The 17,828-nt window shown below is 39.4% G+C and carries 18 protein-coding genes; 2 read left to right on the top strand and 16 right to left on the bottom strand.

All coding sequences use genetic code 11. From position 1 onward, the window contains the following. The 4 genes from P1X15_RS11365 to cmk form a co-directional block, all read right to left on the bottom strand. Positions 1 to 2,972 (bottom strand): SdrD B-like domain-containing protein (locus tag P1X15_RS11365; RefSeq protein ID WP_277338242.1); only part of this gene is annotated, 2,972 nt, incomplete at its 3' end. A gap of 492 nt (positions 2,973 to 3,464) precedes the next feature. Then, a complete protein-coding gene (locus tag P1X15_RS11360; RefSeq protein WP_277338241.1) occupies positions 3,465 to 6,680 on the bottom strand; it encodes a hypothetical protein in 3,216 nt (1,071 codons plus the stop codon). An 85-nt stretch (positions 6,681 to 6,765) separates the two neighbouring features. Further along, positions 6,766 to 7,836, bottom strand: coding sequence for an FAD-binding oxidoreductase (locus tag P1X15_RS11355; protein ID WP_277338240.1), 1,071 nt, complete (start codon positions 7,834 to 7,836; stop codon positions 6,766 to 6,768). Continuing rightward, positions 7,833 to 8,540, bottom strand: a complete 708-nt coding sequence (gene cmk / locus P1X15_RS11350) for a (d)CMP kinase (protein WP_277338239.1) — start codon at positions 8,538 to 8,540, stop codon at positions 7,833 to 7,835. Before cmk ends, P1X15_RS11355 begins: the two co-directional genes overlap by 4 nt. Positions 8,541 to 8,824: 284 nt before the next feature. Here cmk and P1X15_RS11345 point away from each other — a divergent pair, with 284 nt between their 5' ends. Together P1X15_RS11345 and P1X15_RS11340 are read left to right on the top strand one after the other, a co-directional pair. Next, positions 8,825 to 9,346: a hypothetical protein gene (locus P1X15_RS11345; protein WP_277338238.1), complete on the top strand. Its 522-nt coding sequence runs from the start codon at positions 8,825 to 8,827 to the stop codon at positions 9,344 to 9,346. 80 nt (positions 9,347 to 9,426) lie between these two features. Further along, complete coding sequence (locus P1X15_RS11340; RefSeq protein WP_277338237.1) at positions 9,427 to 9,870, top strand: TM2 domain-containing protein; 444 nt, start codon at positions 9,427 to 9,429, stop codon at positions 9,868 to 9,870. A 37-nt stretch (positions 9,871 to 9,907) separates the two neighbouring features. Here the strand turns inward: P1X15_RS11340 and P1X15_RS11335 are convergent, their stop codons facing one another. The 12 genes from P1X15_RS11335 to cyoE form a co-directional block, all read right to left on the bottom strand. Next, positions 9,908 to 10,789 carry a hypothetical protein gene (locus tag P1X15_RS11335; protein ID WP_277338236.1) on the bottom strand — a complete coding sequence of 294 codons (882 nt, stop codon included), beginning with the start codon at positions 10,787 to 10,789 and terminating at the stop codon, positions 9,908 to 9,910. Continuing rightward, positions 10,734 to 11,585 carry a hypothetical protein gene (locus P1X15_RS11330; RefSeq protein ID WP_277338235.1) on the bottom strand — a complete coding sequence of 284 codons (852 nt, stop codon included), beginning with the start codon at positions 11,583 to 11,585 and terminating at the stop codon, positions 10,734 to 10,736. Before P1X15_RS11330 ends, P1X15_RS11335 begins: the two co-directional genes overlap by 56 nt. After that, on the bottom strand, positions 11,582 to 12,040 hold the full coding sequence (yidD, locus tag P1X15_RS11325; protein ID WP_277338234.1) for a membrane protein insertion efficiency factor YidD: 459 nt from the start codon (positions 12,038 to 12,040) through the stop codon (positions 11,582 to 11,584). The genes P1X15_RS11330 and yidD overlap by 4 nt, the downstream gene beginning before the upstream one ends. Continuing rightward, positions 12,037 to 12,645, bottom strand: coding sequence for a hypothetical protein (locus P1X15_RS11320; RefSeq protein ID WP_157585686.1), 609 nt, complete (start codon positions 12,643 to 12,645; stop codon positions 12,037 to 12,039). Before P1X15_RS11320 ends, yidD begins: the two co-directional genes overlap by 4 nt. Positions 12,646 to 12,786: 141 nt before the next feature. After that, positions 12,787 to 13,650 (bottom strand): peptide chain release factor N(5)-glutamine methyltransferase, encoded by an 864-nt coding sequence (gene prmC / locus P1X15_RS11315; protein WP_277338233.1) that lies wholly within the window; start codon positions 13,648 to 13,650, stop codon positions 12,787 to 12,789. 143 nt (positions 13,651 to 13,793) lie between these two features. Then, the gene (locus P1X15_RS11310) at positions 13,794 to 14,072 is read right to left on the bottom strand and encodes a hypothetical protein (RefSeq protein WP_277338232.1); all 279 of its coding nucleotides are present in this window, start codon (positions 14,070 to 14,072) and stop codon (positions 13,794 to 13,796) included. 6 nt (positions 14,073 to 14,078) lie between these two features. After that, entirely contained in the window at positions 14,079 to 14,621 is a 543-nt protein-coding gene (locus P1X15_RS11305) for a DUF420 domain-containing protein (RefSeq protein WP_277338231.1), read from the bottom strand. 1 nt (position 14,622) lies between these two features. Next, positions 14,623 to 15,141, bottom strand: coding sequence for a hypothetical protein (locus tag P1X15_RS11300; RefSeq protein ID WP_277338230.1), 519 nt, complete (start codon positions 15,139 to 15,141; stop codon positions 14,623 to 14,625). A gap of 5 nt (positions 15,142 to 15,146) precedes the next feature. Next, positions 15,147 to 15,467: a cytochrome C oxidase subunit IV family protein gene (locus tag P1X15_RS11295; protein ID WP_277338229.1), complete on the bottom strand. Its 321-nt coding sequence runs from the start codon at positions 15,465 to 15,467 to the stop codon at positions 15,147 to 15,149. Positions 15,468 to 15,534: 67 nt separating this feature from the next. Beyond that, positions 15,535 to 16,296, bottom strand: a complete 762-nt coding sequence (locus P1X15_RS11290) for a cytochrome c oxidase subunit 3 (RefSeq protein ID WP_277338228.1) — start codon at positions 16,294 to 16,296, stop codon at positions 15,535 to 15,537. A 43-nt stretch (positions 16,297 to 16,339) separates the two neighbouring features. After that, positions 16,340 to 16,924, bottom strand: a complete 585-nt coding sequence (locus P1X15_RS11285; RefSeq protein ID WP_277338227.1) for a cytochrome c oxidase subunit 3 — start codon at positions 16,922 to 16,924, stop codon at positions 16,340 to 16,342. Between the two features lie 26 nt (positions 16,925 to 16,950). Beyond that, the gene (cyoE, locus tag P1X15_RS11280; RefSeq protein WP_277338541.1) at positions 16,951 to 17,826 is read right to left on the bottom strand and encodes a heme o synthase; all 876 of its coding nucleotides are present in this window, start codon (positions 17,824 to 17,826) and stop codon (positions 16,951 to 16,953) included. Between the last annotated feature and the right edge of the window lie 2 nt (positions 17,827 to 17,828).

The raw sequence follows: 17,828 nt of genomic DNA, 5'->3' as shown, positions 1-17,828 counted from the left end.
ACAATCGCTGTCGCTGGTACATTACCTTGGTTGGTTACTGTCAAACGGAAGGTAACGTTCGCACCTGGGTTCACTACTGAAGCTTGACCGGGAGCTAAGTTTTTCAACAAAGCCAAGTCAAATACTGGCGCAGGAGAAACATTGATAGGTTCATCATCGTCATCGTCTTCACCTTTTGTGAAGCCGTTACCCGGTGTTGAATCCTTATCTTTTACTGGATTACCGTTTTTGTCTTTCGCATCCTGAATCTGTGCGTAGTTGGTCAAGCTTGAACCACTGAAGTTAGCATTTACCGTTACAGTAATGTCTACTGTGGTGCTTGCACCTGGTGCCAATGATGCGATAGGTACATTCAACGTAGCTATCTGACCGGCTGCGGTCCAATCGCTATCATTCAAGGTCATACCCACTGGCAATGAATCTCTCAACACAATCGCCGTCGCAATCATGCTGCCTTCGTTCTTAACAGTCAAAGTAAACGTTACATTGCTGCCTGGTTGTACTGTTGACGATTGTCCTGCTGCCAATGATTTAGTCAATGCTAAGTCAAAGTTAGTTACAGCGGCATCTACCGTCAAGTTATCCTTATCTATTCCTGTCTTTGTAGGATCAATCACGATAGGAGCAGTTACACCCGTCGTTGGATTCGCATCGTTATCTGTCAAATCCGAACCTACATTCTGATTCAAGCTAAGTTGGCAAGTATCAGGTAAGCTGGTTGGATCAAACATTACTTGATAAGTCCCTCCTACCAAATTACTAAATAAGTAATAACCGTTGTTGTCTGTAAAGGTTGTATCAATGGCAGTCAAGGGGTTACCTCCTTGGCTTGTCCACAATATAACTCGTACATTACGAACACCTGGCTCGCCTGAATCTTGCTGACCATTGTCATTCAAATCTTTCCATACAAAATCACCAATGCTGCCTAATGGACTATAAAGTGCTCCATCGATAGTAGGATTGTCTTTATTGATACCTCCCAACGTAGGATTGATAACAATGACTTGACTCAATCCTGTAGTAGGATTAAAATCGTTATCTAAGGTATCATCACTTCCTTTATTGGTAGAATCACTTAATACACAGCCTACTGGCAAGCTACCTTTTACGATTTGTACTTGGTATTCTCCTAACGACAAGCCGTCAAATAAGTAATAACCAGGCGCACCTCCAACTGGGTTGTTCGCAGTCAAAGTCGTATCAATAGGAACAAAAGTGCCTCCTTGGTTTTTTTGGTACAATATAATTTGTACATTATTAACCCCCGGCTCATTTCCGTCTTGAATACCGTCGTTATCTAAATCTTTCCATACAAAATCTCCAATGCTACCAAGCGGGCTAAATAATGCCGCATCGATAGTTGGATTGTCTTTCAAAAGGCCACCTTGCTCAGGATCGATAGTCACGATTTGGCTAAACCCTGTGGTAGGATTAGCATCGCTATCTAAACTATCGGGTACCCCAGCTTGGTTTTGTTTGGGAGAGAGAATACAGCCTACTGGTAAGTTTGTACCTACAAACTGAACTTGATACTCTCCTGGCAACAAATTACCAAAAGTATATGCTCCTGTAAGGGATGTATTGACAGAGTCAACTTTCACGAAAGTGCCACCCTCATTTTTTTGGAACAATCTTACTAAAACCCCGCTTACGCCAGGTTCGCCGCTATCTAACCGACCATTATCATTGACGTCTTTCCACACGAAATCGCCAATAGAGCCAAGAGGCCCAGGAATAACCACAATATCACAACACCCGGTAGCTGGGCAAGAAGTATTTACTTGTGCTGTAAACGAAAAACGCCCCGTACCTTTTATGGTAAGGGTATCGTTAGAAACAGAGGCACTATCACTTGGAATACCTGTAATAGGTACCAGTCCATTCGTACCTAACTTAGACCAGACTACATTTGAGTAGCTAGTCCCTAATGCAGACAATGATACCGTGTACTCATCTCCAGGGTACCATAATAAAGGTACCGAAAAGCAAGCCGTTGCAATATCATCCTCGCCTAAATCACCATTTCCTGGATTTGAGTCAGAATCTTCACTACTCGAACCCAAAGCTACTAATTCAGCTATATTAAAATAAACGCCACGTCCTGTCACTGTTCCAGTCAACTCTAGTTTAACAGAGTCACCAGCAGCAATACTAGGAATTACCCACTTGCCGTCAACTGGTGTATAAACAGTCCCCGCAGTCGCTGTACTAGTACCAAAAGTGGCACCAGCAGTGGGAAACACATCTCTCACAATAACAGAGTCTGCACTTTGTGGGCCTTCATTTTTAGCGTATATAGTAAACTTGATTTGTTGCCCGATCGTTGGCTGAGCATTATCAACCAGTTTAGACAACTTAATATCTACTACTTTTTGCCCCAATGCTGAAAAGGCTGTAAACAACGTCAGCACTAGCACACCCGCAAATGCCTTAAACGATTGTGTTAAGTAACGGGCAGAGGAAGGTAAATCAGTACGTTGCACTGATTTATGACAATTTGCCCCCACATCCGGTAAAGGAGGGGAGGTCGATACCCATCGCTTCGACTTGTCATCGAAGCGTGCCCCCAGAGCCCGCATTCGCTGCTTATCTGGAGGAGGTGAGATGGATAATTGATTCATAATCTGCGACATAATTGGTTGAAAAAAGGTATATTTTGGAGTAAAATTTTGATGGGTGAAGCCTAAGCTATCGCAGGTGGGGGGTGATGCGCCAGGCAGATTGTAGTGATAATCTCCACTCAGTACATTTACAGACGAAGCCCTCTGTCCTCCTTCTATGAGATCATCAACAAAAGGCGTTTGGATGAGTACAGCCTTAAATGGTTGTTTTCGATTGGGCATAATCCACTGTAAGCACGACAATGAATTCTTTAGAAAAGTCCAAAACGTCTTTTCTGAAATTGCCGTTAGGCTTGAGCTCTGATACCCAAAAATCTCATTAGAAGGGGTAATAGATTGTGATTTCATCTGCCACTTTTGTTGTTTTAGATTATATTTCATTGTCAAAAAGCATACGTTGTTATTGTATGCGATTTTCCATTCAGAAATCGAAGCTTCTGTTTTGCCATGAAATAAGGCTTTGACCCACTTGAGAAGTATCTAAAATTATGCCAAAGTCTGTCGCTAGTCTGACAGAGTTTCCAACAAAAGATATAATGCACTATAAAACAACACATTACATACAAACAACTAGCTTATCTTTTATAGAAGCGTATAAAGGTGTTATAGGTGATTTGCCTATTTTAGTAGTAAAAAAAGAGTGAGGGTGAGTTAGCCAAAACCGTGCCAAGGCCTCCCTTAATTTACCTTCGAAAAGGGCCTTTTGAGTTAGCTAAAGAGCTTTTTGAAGGCACGATATGTCGTTTAAAACTCTTTTAAGAGTAAGAATCAAGATTTATAAAAGACATAAAAAAAGCCGAGCATAAGAGCTCGGCTTTTTTATACTAAAGTATATACTATTTAAAAGTCATATCCCAAAGTTAGATATGGAATCGGCTTATTGACTTCTCCATTATCCAATCCCCATCCATAATCAAACTTCACATAAAAACCAAACAACATAGTACGTGCACCTACCCCATAGCCTACTAAGAAGGGATTTCTAAAATTGGTCACAATCGCACTAAAGAAGTCTAAGTTAATCGGTTCGGTATTCAAACTGTTTTGACGATTGAAAGGCCATTTGCCAGTCCATGCAGTACCTACATCAGTAAACCCTACTAGCTGGAAATTCCGTAAGAAATTAGAGGTAATTGGTCCTCTATAAAAATACTTCACCAATGGCATCCTAAGCTCTCCATTAAACAATAGATGGCTTGTTCCTGATACTTTATTGAAATTAAAACCTCGAAGATTGGTTGCAAGCTCTACAAAGAAAATATCTCGGTTATCAATTGGAGTAAGTGTACTTTGACTAATACCCACACGGAGAGGATTCACGACCCTACCTTCTTGATTGTTTCCAGTCCAGTTTTCCATTCCTCCCAAAACACTCTGCTTGGGGGCTTTCCCACCCGACTGGGCAAACGAAATACGTGTAGCAAAAATCAAGTCACGATGTATTTTTTGATAATGTCTAAAATCAATCGCTAAACGATTAAATCCTTTTGTATTGCTGATACCACCAAATACATCATATCTTACCTTGAAACGGGTACCCTCCATCATATTCATCCCATTGATGCGGGAGTTATCATATACAAATTCTGCCCGTGCCCCTAGATAAGTCGAAGCAGCATCACCTGTGGAGATATTGACATTTCCTACGTACAACAGCCTTGATTCGGCAAAGAATGGACTCAAGGAAAGTCTCGCGTTGTTGTTGAACGGATAAGAAGCTGTAAAGGCCACTCTATTGTATCTATATTTTTGACTAGCAGGGGGTTGTACATACAAACTTTGGCGATCTACTCTTACCCCAAAATCAATCCTATGCGCCAAATTATTGTATTCAGCCCAAAGATTATTGGTACGAAAATTAAGAAGCCCTAAAAAAAAGCCTGCCTTTATGATATGATTTTCGAGCAAATCATTCATCGTCAAAGATTGGGCAAAACCAAATCCACGGATAGGGTCAATTCGCCAATCAGAGGTAGCATCATTGCTAATAAATAAGCTTTTATAATTAATAGGACCTTTGATTGTAATGTTGTCCCGTTTGCGATTACGAATAGGTAAGTTTGCCATACTTGGCACCGAGGTACCCCTTCTTTGACGATATTCAAAAGTTTTCAGTACTTCTGGGTCAAACTCATAATTATCGGTATCAATCTCGCCAGAATCTAGCTGCATTTTGCGCGGATTAGCCATTTGGGCGATGATATTTGCATCGGCTACGGGATTGTTTCGTTGTTCGGTCTTGTATACCGATATTCCTGACATGCTCTGTACACGTGGAGTAGGAATGTGTTCGGCTGTTACTGGCGATAGCTTCCGCTGATAAGTCAATATCTCTTTGTCTTTGTACCAATTGATACTCACAAAAGCCCCCGACGCCACCAAATAGTCATAGTCCAAAATACTCTGACTCATCGCAGTCATAGGAGTAAGCTGCTTTACATCTAGCTCATACTTATATAGATTGGTGACCCCTTTATAATCTGACAAAAAGTAAAAAGTGTTTTCATCAACTGTACGTGGATTCGAAATTACTCCCAACGAATCGGCTATTCTCCTGACGGTCTGTGCTCTAGGATTGCCATCATGAATAAAAAGTGTATTTTTTTCTCTGACCGTTTTATAGGAGCCTTTATCTGATACACTCAAAGAATCTTTGAGACGATTAGAACAAAACAAAACCTTTGTAGAAGAATACCCCACAAAATGCGGATGACGGTCATCATATAGGTCATTGGTGAGTTGTAATAAGGAAGAGCGACCTATGTTAAACAAAAACAAATCGTTTTGCCCTTTGCTATCAGCACTTAAGGCAAGCATAGAACCATCACTCGAAATATCAAAATCGACAATTTGATTTATCCCCCTAATCTCTCTTGTTAGGCGTAATTTGTATTTTCCCTTATCTAAAATATCAAAAATCTCTACAAACACCCTTCCATTTTCTTCGGATATGATAGCGAGGGCATTGTTGCGCCCCCAAGCGACCAGTGGCGCACGCGTCAAGAAAGTACGTTTTTCTAAAGAAAATTTACCTTTGAGAATCGTAATAGTCGAACGCTTTTCGGTATTGATAACCTCTACATTATACTTCCCATCTTTTTTATTAGTAACTGCCACATATTGATTATCAAGGCTTAGGCGAGCATTGTTGGGAAGATTACCTAAAGAATAATTCAACTCCTGCTGCCAATCCCCGCTAGGAGCCTTATAATTGGTATTGGTGGTAGTAGCCATATTGGTGTAAAACTCTCTCCATTCTTTCAAAAATCGAGAAAATGATACCCCCAAAGTACTAGCAACGCTCGTTTGCTCAGTACGAATGATACGAGTAAGATTCAGAATATTAGAAATATTATCTTTTCCGTAGCGTTCGGCAATATAATTCCAAATAGACTGACCTATCAGCGTAGCCTCAGGGCCATTTAGAAGCGAAGGTTTTTTCATCTGACGATTGACGATAGCATCTCGCATGTAATCGTCTAATTCAGGACTCCAGCCTTCGGCAATATACGCCGCAATCCCTGACATAAACCAATCGGGCAACGACAACAGTAAGGTACTCTGTAAGGCATCTTTCAGGCTGCCGCCATACAGCATATCGTAGACAAACAACCGCGCAATCTCACGAATAAGCTGCTTACGAAAACTTATTTGATCTCCCGAAAACGCGATTTCGAGGCGAGATTTAGCCAAATTGAGCTCTGTTTCGTTGAGGTCTGTGCTATTAGCCATTCCTACATTACTTTGTAGCAGCTCCTGCGGTGAATTGTAAAGGAATATTTTGATACGGTTGTAAGGCGTATATCCTAACGCCTCTGTGATACGGTCAAATTCAGACTCTGCATACTGAGCCGCCAAGGTGGCTAGAGGGGTACCATTGCCGTAGTGATATATTTCAAAATTATTAGTTTTTAAAATCTTCCATTCAAAGCGTTGGTATTGAACCCTATTTTTACCAAACTGCTCTTGTGAAGGGTAATTTTGTGCCCCAACCGATTGGGACAACATAGCTACCACCCCCATCAACCAAAATTTGTATATAAAACACCTTTTCATATTGTATATGTTAGCAGCAAAAAGCGAGAGAGTTGAGTATTAAATGTCTTTGTGTTTATTTACGGTTATTCTATCGCTTTTTTATTTATTCAGAACGAAAATATAACGAAAAAACTCGCTCAATATTCACCTCAGGGTCTAATTCTTCTACAGATTCTAAAAATTTTGCAAATTGTTCTGCAAAGTAAGGAGCTAGCGTAATTCCCTTAGTACCTAATCCATTAAATATCGCAAGTTGAGGATATGCTGGATGGAGGCCGACCAAAGGGCGTCTATCTTTGGTAGAGGGCCTAATTCCCACTTGCTGCTCTAGAATCTGATAAGTAGGTTTCAAATATGTTTTTACCTTTTCTTCTAAAAACTCTTTTGCATCCTCAGTTGTTTGCCAATCAATATCGTGCCACGTATAGGTAGCTCCAATTCTGCATTTTCCTTTACCATCCATCGGTAACACAAACGTGCCCTGATTGATGATTTCATTGATAGGATAGCCTTCTATCAACGCAATGAGGTTTTGGCCTTTTACAGGATTGAACGGAAGCCATTTAAAAAAAGGATTCTGACGTGCTTCATACCCTTCACAAAATATAACTTTTTCTACCTCTATATTTTCATACTTGACTTTTTCAGTCTCCAAATCAACACTTTCGTAATTGACATTCCCTTCTACATATTGTCCTTTTCCAACAAAATACTCTTTAATTTTTTCAAGCACCTTTACACAATCTACCCAGCCAGACTGGGTGATTTGGAGTCCACCATAAGGATTTTCGATAAAATCTCGGTATTTTTCATCTTCTGCCTCTTCTCGCACATACTTAGCAAGGGAAGGAGCGGCGGTTTGGGCCAAATAGGCGTTTTGCTCTTCAATAGATCTAAAAGGTCGATAGATGTCACAAAAATGTAAAAGCTCTCCTCCGAGTTTTTGTTGCAAGTCTCCGTAAAATTGCCGCGCAAAAGGAAAAAGCTCATCAGCCTTCCAAGTACGATTTAGTTTCTTACCCGTCAAAGGATTGAAGATACCCGCCGAAGCTTTAGAGGCAGACGGTAAAGAAGAATCATTTAAAATCAACACACGATGCCCACGCTGATCGAGCGTCCAAGCAAGTACGGAGCCCGCCAATCCTTGTCCCACAATCAAATAGTCGGCTTTCATAATGCTGTATTGTTCTTTCTGATTGACTCACTGATTTTTTCGTCAGCTAAACGCGTCACCAAGTCTATTTGCTCATCAAGTGTCATAAAAGAGGTATCTACAAGTACGGCATTTTCAGCCTGTTTCAAGGGGCTATCTGCTCGGGTAGTATCAATCAAGTCACGTTTACGGATATTGGCCAAGATATCATCTAAATCGAGCATTTCTCCTTTTTCTAACAACTCAATCTGACGGCGCTGCGCTCTAATCTCTGGCTCGGCAGTCATAAAGACTTTTAGTTCTGCATCCGGAAATACGACAGTCCCGATGTCTCTTCCATCCATTACCACTCCCCTATTGCGGGCCATGCGCTGCTGTTGCGCCACCATAGCTTTACGTACCTCCGACACGGCACTTACCTCACTCACCCAATTGGCAATGTATAATTTTCGAATTTCGTCTTCTACATTCAAGCCATTGAGATAAGTCTCGTTACGGCCTGTTTCTTGGTTTCTTTTAAAATCTATTTTTATATTTTCTAAGGCTCTACTCACTTCTTTGGGATTAGTGATAGCCACATGATGCGTATAAAAATACAGCGTCACAGCGCGGTACATCGCACCAGTATCAATATAGGCATATCCAAGGTAAGCTGCTACGCCTTTGGCAGTAGTGCTTTTGCCACAGCTAGAATAGCCGTCTACAGCAACAATTATCTTTGGCATTTATTCATCAAAAAGTTCAAATGCAAATATAGAAAGATAATTAGGATGCCCTGCCACCCTCTTTCGAACTTGTTGGAAAGATTGAGCTATGCAAATCAAGACGGGTGCTTCATATCCCAAAAGATTAAAATTTGATAAAGATTTGTTATTTCAAGCACACATTTCTAGCTTTACCAAGTAAGCCGAACTCTGCATACCGAATAATAAATTTTAGGGTGCGAGTATCCCAATACACATATTTTTATATTTTCTTTGAAGCGTTTTACTAAAATCACAAGTTTACCATGAAAAAACTATTTCTTAGTTCATTGCTGGCTTTGACCGCAATGGTATGTTTTCAAATTAATGCCAACGCTCAATTTTCAAAAGGAGATAAATTAGTGAGAATTGGAGTAGGTATATTCTCAATAGGCGCAAACGTAAGTGCCGAATATGGAATAATGGACGATCTTGGTATCGGGCTCTACGGAAGTTATGAAAGACCTACCATTGGTTTTGGAGCTTTTAATTATGGATACTCAGACTTTCAAATCGGCCCACGCGCTACTTATCACCTCAACAACGTTCTCAACATGAAAGATGAGAAGTTTGATTTGTACGTTTCAGGTGGGCTTTTATTAAGAAGTTACGGATATTCTGATGAATACTGGAGAGCTTATGGCTATAACTTTAAGACCCGCTACACTAGTGTCAATTTGCTTGCTCGTGTAGGTGCTAACATGAACATTTCGAATAATCTTTCTGCTTTTGCAGATTTAGGTTCTGGTGGTTCATGGGTTCAGGCTGGTATTTCATTTAAGTTTTAAAAAAAAGCTGTTTTCGTTGGCTTCTTAAGTTGTAAAGTTTATTTTTGAAGCTCATTAAAATAAATCCTTCAAGTACAATTATGAAAAAACTATTTGCTCTTGTATTTTGCTTCGCACTATTGCTGGTAGGAAAAAGCTATGCTACTACAGCTGAGTATTTTGTTGACGAACAAGCAATCGAACAAACTCTCAACTCAGGGGATCAATTGGACATCACTAATGATGCACATGCAGCTACTGCACTTGAAAGCTTGATGGGTGGCGAAGGAAAAGAAACAACTAAAATCATGGCTGACAAAAACCCAGCGGTTGCTTTCATCTTAGCTTGGGTTGTTGGATTCTTAGGAATTCACCGCGCTTATCTTGGTACTGCGGGTGGTGTTATTGTAGGTTATATCCTAACCTGCGGTGGCCTTGGAATCGTAGCCCTTATTGACTGGATTGTGCTGTTGCTTGAAGTAATTGATGAAAAGAAATTCGATAGTTATGTAGATAATAAGAAGTTCTTCATGTGGACTAATTAATTTCTACTTTTTTTAACAAAAAGCGGAAGTAGCTGAGCTACTTCCGCTTTTTGTTTTCGGTATCTACCAGTAGACTCCTCATTTTTTGATTGTGTCTTGCTTTTCTTTTCCGGTTTGTTTCTTCAGCCATGATACCAGCCCTTCTAGCACCTCCAAAATAAAAAGACTGAAACAAGCCCGCTCCTGTAAAAAAGCCAATAAAATAATATCGATGCCACACATGGTACACCCCAAAACTAAGAGCAAAAGCCTGTAGCCCCATCGATACAATCCCCTTGGCTGGATAGCCTGCGTATACTTGTCCAAGACCTGGAAAAATAAAAGATAATAACTGTGCTTTATCGGCACTTTTAGGCTTTTTCTTTACTTCTCGGTATAAGTTGTCAACATCTAAAAATAATTGATTCTGAGCCGCGTATTTTCGAAATGCCGCCTTTGATTCTTCCCAATGCCCTAGCTCATTCAACAGCATAATTTCAATAATTTTTAACCCTTCTGTCAAAGTAGTATCCTGAACATAATAGCGCGTTTGCTGAAGCTGTCCATAAGCTTCTTCGTAGTGCCCGCTCAAATACCCGCATAGCGTAGTTTCATAACGATATTTAAACGTGAGCGTATCATTGAGTTCGTTTAAATCAAATCTCTGAGCAGTTTCCCATGCCTCTTCAAATACCCGGAGGGATTTTTGGCATTGAATTTTTTTATGTAACAAATTATTTTGAAGTACCCGATACGCTTCTACCGATACTATGGGCTGAGTACTTTGTTCAAAAAGAGCTTTTTCATAATATACCGCCGCTAAAGCATAGTTATTTTCTCTTAATAGGCTATCTGCCCTCAGCAAAGATTGCCCACATACCATACTACTGACCAAACACAACCCGCAAAGGAGTTTGCATATTAAGCAAAATTTGTCCATTCATTTTATCATTAAACTCCTGCTGACGAATATGCACACTGAGGGTACTCCCCCATACATTTCCTACGTAAAAAAAAGTAAAAAGCCCTCCATAAATTATAAATCTTGGACTCTTCCACCCATCCCGACGATACGCTTCATATGCTTGTAAGCCTAAAGCTAAATTTTGAATAAAAGTAATGATTCCTTGGCCCGTTTTTCCAGCATATATCTTTCCACTGCCTGGGACAACAACCGACATCGCTCCCGCAAGCCAAGGAGACTTTTTTTTATGTTTACGAATCAAAACATCAATTTCTTTCAACTTTTCTTCTTCTTGGCTAAAAGCAAAAAAGTTTCCCTTAAAGTTTTTTTGATATGCTGCAAACGCAGAGGTGTCTCTTTGAAGTAATGCCAAACCCGCCAATTCAAAATTTTTAAGTGCGCTTTGAAGGGTATCTTCTACTTTACTTTGAGTAAAAGTTTGGTAAGACATCCCATATTTCTTCAGGAATGCTTGTCCAAATCCCACCAAAAAACGTGATTTTATAAAGGACGGATGCCCTACAGGAAGTTTGTCAAAACTGTAAATAGCCGAGTCAATTTGCTGTTGATTATAAAAAGCAAGGCCTCTGTAGTAAGAAAATGCTTGGCCTTTTTGCTCCGTCCATCTAATGATATCGGCATAATACTTTTTCTCGAATAAATATTCAACAAAAAGTGAGTCTGATTGCTGTCCAAATAATAGGTTTGAACCAAAAATGAAGAAGAATAGGTAATTAAAACATACCCACTTAAAGGAAGGGATATGTATCATTTTACATTAGGGCTATTGACACGATACATCTGAGGTGTATCTATTACACGTCCAGTTTGAGGCGAAATTCTTATCAATTCTATACTCGTGGCCGCTACCCTATTACATCTCGAAATACGATCCGCGCTTAGCGCAATTCCCTTAAAAATGCCAAATTCTTGAATGGCAGCTCTACTAAATCGAGAACACGACTGTTCATATAAGCAGTCAGCCGAAAGTTGGGGCGAAATGATTTTTTGATAACCCGTCAAAGCCCCATTGAGGAGCCAATATAAAGGATTAAATCTTATAAAAGGTTTGGACTTAGATTTTTGAACTTGCCCAAATTTGACAACAGGATCAGAGCCTGATTCTGCTAAAAGTTCTAAATCTGAAGTTTGAGCATAAAGATTCGACCCAAATACTAACAATAGCAGTAGCAATATTTTTTTAAAGAATACCACTCTTATGTTCATTTAATCACTTTGGCGTTGGCAGGAATATTAAAATCTAGCAAATTAGATTCTACTTCGTCATTCACTTTTAGGGCTCCATAAGCCGTTTTTGTAACGATAGAATCACTCGCGGTAAGGTAGTCTATTTGAGTAATCGTAGTTGGAAAATCTACTACTCCCAGCTTAGTGTAATTGTAATAGTAGACTTTTTTGATGGTACGTTCATTGGGGTCTACATATTTCATAAAAATTGGATTTTGACCTTTATGAACAAGTTCTACCCTTTTTATATTTTTAGCTACAGGCGCTGGTGACTTCCAAGTAGTGATCATAACGCCATTTTCAAATTTTGTTTGTCCTAAACTAAATCCCATGCTAGAAAGCCCCAAATCTGCTTTACGATTGTGTAAAAAATAGAAAAACTGGGTAGTTTCAGTACTATTTGTGGGGTTTTGTTGTTGCAAAACCGTGTTTTTCGAAGGGTCATAAACACGCATTTCACCATTCAGATTGTTGATTACATACAACTCGGCTGGCTTGGGAAATTTGGTTACCATTCGACCCGAAGTAGCATAACAAAGCTCCGCTCGGGTATTAGTTGTTTTTCCCTTGTGAGCCGTTCTCATTGTCATTGTTGCGCTTACTTTTCTTACATTTTGAGCATAACAAAAAAAAGGCAACAGCATTAGTAAGACAATTTTTCTTAACATTGTATTCTCCACATCTTCATAAAAACTAGATACCTGACCACGCAAAATTTGAATCCCTTACAATCCTTCTTCCGACAACTTCGCTTTTAGGATTCTATCTTTACCATGCATATCTTGTATAATTTCAACTTTCTTAAAACCTTTCTGCAAAAAAAGATTTTTGGTGGTATCACCAAACTGCTCATTGATTTCGACGTAGCAAGCCCCTGTCAATTTAAGATGTTTGAGGCAAAAATCCGCTATGGCTCTATAAAACAGTAATGGGTCTTGATCTTCTACAAATAGTGCCAAATGCGGTTCAAATCGAAGTACATTGGGCTGCATACTAGTTTGTTCGGAATAAGTCACATAAGGTGGATTGCTCACGACACAGTCAAATTGCCCTTCAAAAGTATCTTGTTCTAAAATATCGTATTTTTCAAAAACTACTTCCGACAACAAGCGATGAGCATTTTCTTGGGCTATCACAAGGGCATCATCGGATACATCCCACCCCCATACTTTTGCAAAAGACATAAATCTATCCAATGCAATCGCAATACAACCACTTCCAGTACCGATATCGACAATTTTGACAGGATTTTCGTCCCAAAAACAATCTTTTACGATTAGGCGAACCAATTCTTCGGTTTCTGGACGGGGAATCAAAACAGAAGGAGATACTTTAAATTCTAAACCACAGAAAAAAGCCGAACCTATGATATGTTGGATAGGCTCGCTTTGGTTGAGACGTGCTACAATATGCTCCCAGTCGGGCTGTGATTCAGTAGAAGCAATAGGCTTATCCACCAATACATCCACGTTGCGTAGGCGTAAATAATGCTCCAACAACATAAAAGCAATAGCTTTAGTCTCTTTAGGAGAATAGGCTGTTATATTCCTAACAATGTAGTCGAAAAGAGGTTTGGCAGAATTAAACATCTATCTTATGTGCTTACAAACAGTTAGTTACGGGTCGCAACGGCGATTGTCCGTTGATTAATCAATTAATTACAAAAACAAGCATCTAAAGTCTTTACGGTTGTAGCCCGATTATTGACTTACAGAATGCTAGAGGCATTGCTTTAACGTAGCGCCTCTTTGAGCCGCGCCTGAATCGCAAGTTTTTTAGCTAGTTCTTTTTTGCTATTTCTGTACCACAAAAAAGCAATTACCCCTACTGTCAAGTACGGAAATACAAAAAGATACGCAATGCCCGCGTTGATTCCGTTTCCAATTACATTGCGTCCGGTACTCATATTGGTTTCTACTGCACCTTTGCACATAGCACATTGTGCTAACGTAACGCTTGCATTTGATACCAAAAATAGAAACGCTATAAATAAAACTTTCAGTCTTTTCATGATAAATTATTGATAATAAGGCCTAATCATTAAATAAACGACAACACCTGTAATACTTACATAAAGCCATATCGGAAATGCCCATTTCACCACTTTACGATGTAAGTCAATTTGATTGCTTAACGCAAAATATATGGCTCTTAATACAAACCAAACAACCCCTATAGAAAGTGTAATGTGAGAAATAAGCAAAAAATAGTAAATAGGTCTAATAATACCTTCACCTCCAAACGGAGTAGAATCGTTGGATAAATGATACAATACATAACTTACTAAAAAAATAGCTCCTAATCCAAAAGCGATTGTCATAGCACGCCGGTGCATTGCAATGTTGTTTTGTTTAATAAAATAAAACCCCGCCAGCAAAGCTAAAGTAGTAAGTGAGTTGATCATTCCATTAAGATGAGGAAGCATTTGGGTCCATTCCCCCAAATCAACTTTTGGAATCCGTGGATTGAGCAATATAGCCACTACCACCGGAATCGCCACCGCAATAATGTTAATGATGCGGTTGTATTTTTTATCATTAGGAAGAGAAAGTGTAGCCATTCTACGTTTTTTCCTTTTTATAAATATCCAACAATATCTTCAATTCTGCTATTAAACGATCTACTTCAACGGGGTCGCTACCGTCATAAAAACCCCGTATATGGCCTTTTTTGTCTATTAAAACAAACTGTTGAGTATACGGAATGGTTTCTGAAGATTGGTACTTTTTTAGAGGTGAGAGTTTATAGATGTTTACAAATTCAGCCTCATCACTGCGAACCCGTCGAAATACAATCTCCTCAGAAGCCAATTTTTGTACTCTTGAAAATTGCACTGCTAAATGACTCGCCTCCTCGTCTTTCCAAAACCCTACCACGTTGATTTTGGAGGGTTCCACCCCTGGAACCTTATAAAAAACAGTGTCTTTCCCCATCATTTTGACTGCCCCTGTAGTGTCTTTGAGGGGAACTAAATAGGGCAGCTTGAAATGATTTTCGGCAAAAAGGTGTAAAAATAAAAGAACCAAAGCCGGCAATACCAACACAATGGTTAGTAAGCCGGCTTTTAAATATTTCTGCATAATACTTATCTCAAGTCAAAAATCGAACCTCCTTCACGCATTAGCGCAATAAGTAACCAAACTACAAAAATACAAGGGATTAAAATGGACCAAATCAATGATTTAACTTCATGCTTTAAGTGCATAAACTCCCCTACTATGTAGAAAGCCTTCACGATAGTCATCCCCACAAATATTGCTGTCTTAAGTACTCCTGCATCTAATGTAAATGCAATCAAGAATTCTAAAGCTGTAATAGCCAAAAGAATCCAAAATGTCCGCCAAATTGCTTTACGTTGCTCTGCACCAGCGTTTTCATCATGTTCGTGCTCGTGTACGTGTGCCATTTATATTAATTTTTTTAAGTTAACAAGAACAGTAAGAAAGAAAAAATGATGTATTGAGGGATTTGAATTATACAAGATAGAAGAATGTAAATACAAATACCCATACCAAATCTACAAAGTGCCAGTATAGACCAATTTTTTCTACCATTTCATAGTGGCCACGTCTCTCATAAAGTCCAGTAGCAGTACGGTAAAATACTAAGAAGTTCAAAATTACTCCTGATAATACGTGTGTACCATGAAACCCTGTAATAAAGAAGAAGAAATCAGCGAAAGCTGGCGGGCCATATTGGTTTTGGGTTAAGTTAGCTCCAAAGACCGTATGCGTAACCCAGTCTCCATTTATCAATTCTTTGACTACAGTTCCCGAATCTGTGCCTACGATAAAGTGAGTCCATTCCCAAGCTTGGCAGCCCAAAAATGTAGCCCCTCCCAAGATAGTCCACAGCATATATTTTTCGACAGCAGCACGATCCATTCGATGACCAGCCTCAACAGCCAAGACCATCGTAACCGAACTAAAAATCAAAATAAATGTCATAATACCTACAAAAACTAGGGGAGCATGCAACCCATGAAAAAATGGAATAGCATCAAATACCTTTTCAGGAATAGGCCAGTAAGCTGGTGAAGCGACAAAATCTGCCACTTGTCCAACATAAGCGGGAGAACTAAAACGAACTAATCCATAAGCAACTAGCAAAGCCGAGAAGGTGAAGGTGTCGGAAATCAAAAAGAACCACATCATCAACTTACCGTAGCTAGCTTTCATGGGTTCAACCCCACCCAGCCATACATTTTTTACATTTGGTTGTGCAGTAGCAGCCATCTTTATTCTATTATAAAATTCAGGTTTTAATTAAAGTTTTATCTCAACGGAAATACAAAAGAAATACAAACAAATAAATCCACAAAATATCTAGAAAATGCCAATAAGTAGCACAAATTTCAATACGTCGTAGGTTTTTGGCATGAACTTTTAATCTCAATGAGGCAGTAAAAGTCACAAACAAAACTATCAATCCAGTAATCAAATGCAGCCCATGAAGCAATGTAAATACGTAAAAAAACGAGCCTGAAGGGTTTCCTACAAAATACACGTTTTGAGCTACTAAGTCTTTCCACCCCTCAAATTGCATCCACAAAAAAGCAAGACCTAATACAAATGTAATAGAAATTGCTATTTTGAGTGTACTGAAATTGTCTTTTTTTGCCGCCACATATGCCCAATGCATGGCAACACTACTCACAAGCAGTACAACTGTACTGTACCAAAAAATAAGAGGGACTTGAAACTCAACCCAATTCCCCTCCGCTCTCCTTACTAAATAGGCACTAGTTTGGGAAGCAAACAACATAATAATAGTTACAATGAATCCCCATAGAATAAACTTCTTAGGATCCATCGAGAGGGTGTCGGGTGCTTCCTCTATACTTAGTTTTTTAACCTCTGCCATCTTCAACGTTTATTTCTTTTCTAAGGTTAAACTTTGTCAATCAGGTAGGCAATCTGAACAATAGGCAAATAGGCAAAAGATCCAAACATCAGTTGAAGTGCTGTCTTGTCTGTGCACTTACGCATGAGATGGAAAGTTTGAGCCAAAAACATTGCACTACACAACATCGCTACCAATGCTGAAACCATACCTGTCATACCTAATTCATACGGTAACCAAGCAACTGGCACCAAAAACAAGGTATAAATCATCATTTGGCGAGCAGTATTCAAGTCTTTGCCACCTTGAGCTGGCAGTAGTCTAAAGCCTGCCTTTTTATAATCATTGTCCAATACCCAAGCAATAGCCCAAAAATGGGGGAATTGCCAAAAAAATTGAATTGCAAACAATATCCCTGGTTCTAACCCAAACTGATTAGTAGCCGCTACCCAGCCTATCATGGGTGGAAAAGCTCCTGGAATGGCTCCTACAAACACAGCAATAGGTCCCACTTTTTTGAGTGGTGTATACACAAATCCGTAAAGGATTGTTGAGAGTACCGCCAAAGCACAAGCTCTCAAATTAAACCCAACCAAAAAGATAAAAGTAGCAAATGAAAATAAGACAATCGCGAAAACTACCGCTTCTTGTACACTCACTCTCCCACTTGGCAGTGGTCGATTTTGAGTGCGATTCATCAACTTATCCAAATCTACTTCAATGATTTGATTGATGATATTTGCAGCACCGGTAATAGCAAAAGCTGCCAATAAAAACAAAATAAGTGGATTCCATTCGACTTTGTCAACAGCAAGGCTATATCCAAAAGCACCCGAAAAAGCGACAAGCCAAGCCAATCTAAGCTTCATAAGCTCTAAATAAGCTTTTGCTTTTTCGATCAAAATATCAAAAGTAAATACCATCT

This window comes from Runella sp. MFBS21 (genome assembly GCF_029433105.1).
Classification (GTDB): domain Bacteria; phylum Bacteroidota; class Bacteroidia; order Cytophagales; family Spirosomataceae; genus Runella.
The sequence above is the reverse complement of the archived record's forward strand: the minus strand, read 5'-3'. Positions and strand labels throughout refer to the sequence as shown.

Excerpts from the sequence above, each read along its gene's own strand:
- cmk (WP_277338239.1), bottom strand. The coding sequence starts at position 8,540 with ATGCCAAAGATAATTGTTGCTGTAGACGGCTATTCTAGCTGTGGCAAA.
- P1X15_RS11285 (WP_277338227.1), bottom strand. The coding sequence starts at position 16,924 with ATGGCAGAGGTTAAAAAACTAAGTATAGAGGAAGCACCCGACACCCTC.
- cyoE (WP_277338541.1), bottom strand. The coding sequence starts at position 17,826 with ATGGTATTTACTTTTGATATTTTGATCGAAAAAGCAAAAGCTTATTTA.
- P1X15_RS11355 (WP_277338240.1), bottom strand. The coding sequence starts at position 7,836 with ATGAAAGCCGACTATTTGATTGTGGGACAAGGATTGGCGGGCTCCGTA.
- P1X15_RS11305 (WP_277338231.1), bottom strand. The coding sequence starts at position 14,621 with ATGGCTACACTTTCTCTTCCTAATGATAAAAAATACAACCGCATCATT.
- P1X15_RS11335 (WP_277338236.1), bottom strand. The coding sequence starts at position 10,789 with ATGGACAAATTTTGCTTAATATGCAAACTCCTTTGCGGGTTGTGTTTG.
- P1X15_RS11300 (WP_277338230.1), bottom strand. The coding sequence starts at position 15,141 with ATGCAGAAATATTTAAAAGCCGGCTTACTAACCATTGTGTTGGTATTG.
- P1X15_RS11340 (WP_277338237.1), top strand. The coding sequence starts at position 9,427 with ATGAAAAAACTATTTGCTCTTGTATTTTGCTTCGCACTATTGCTGGTA.
- P1X15_RS11290 (WP_277338228.1), bottom strand. The coding sequence starts at position 16,296 with ATGGCTGCTACTGCACAACCAAATGTAAAAAATGTATGGCTGGGTGGG.
- P1X15_RS11345 (WP_277338238.1), top strand. The coding sequence starts at position 8,825 with ATGAAAAAACTATTTCTTAGTTCATTGCTGGCTTTGACCGCAATGGTA.
- P1X15_RS11330 (WP_277338235.1), bottom strand. The coding sequence starts at position 11,585 with ATGATACATATCCCTTCCTTTAAGTGGGTATGTTTTAATTACCTATTC.
- P1X15_RS11295 (WP_277338229.1), bottom strand. The coding sequence starts at position 15,467 with ATGGCACACGTACACGAGCACGAACATGATGAAAACGCTGGTGCAGAG.
- prmC (WP_277338233.1), bottom strand. The coding sequence starts at position 13,650 with ATGTTTAATTCTGCCAAACCTCTTTTCGACTACATTGTTAGGAATATA.
- P1X15_RS11360 (WP_277338241.1), bottom strand. The coding sequence starts at position 6,680 with ATGAAAAGGTGTTTTATATACAAATTTTGGTTGATGGGGGTGGTAGCT.
- yidD (WP_277338234.1), bottom strand. The coding sequence starts at position 12,040 with ATGAACATAAGAGTGGTATTCTTTAAAAAAATATTGCTACTGCTATTG.
- P1X15_RS11310 (WP_277338232.1), bottom strand. The coding sequence starts at position 14,072 with ATGAAAAGACTGAAAGTTTTATTTATAGCGTTTCTATTTTTGGTATCA.
- P1X15_RS11320 (WP_157585686.1), bottom strand. The coding sequence starts at position 12,645 with ATGAGAACGGCTCACAAGGGAAAAACAACTAATACCCGAGCGGAGCTT.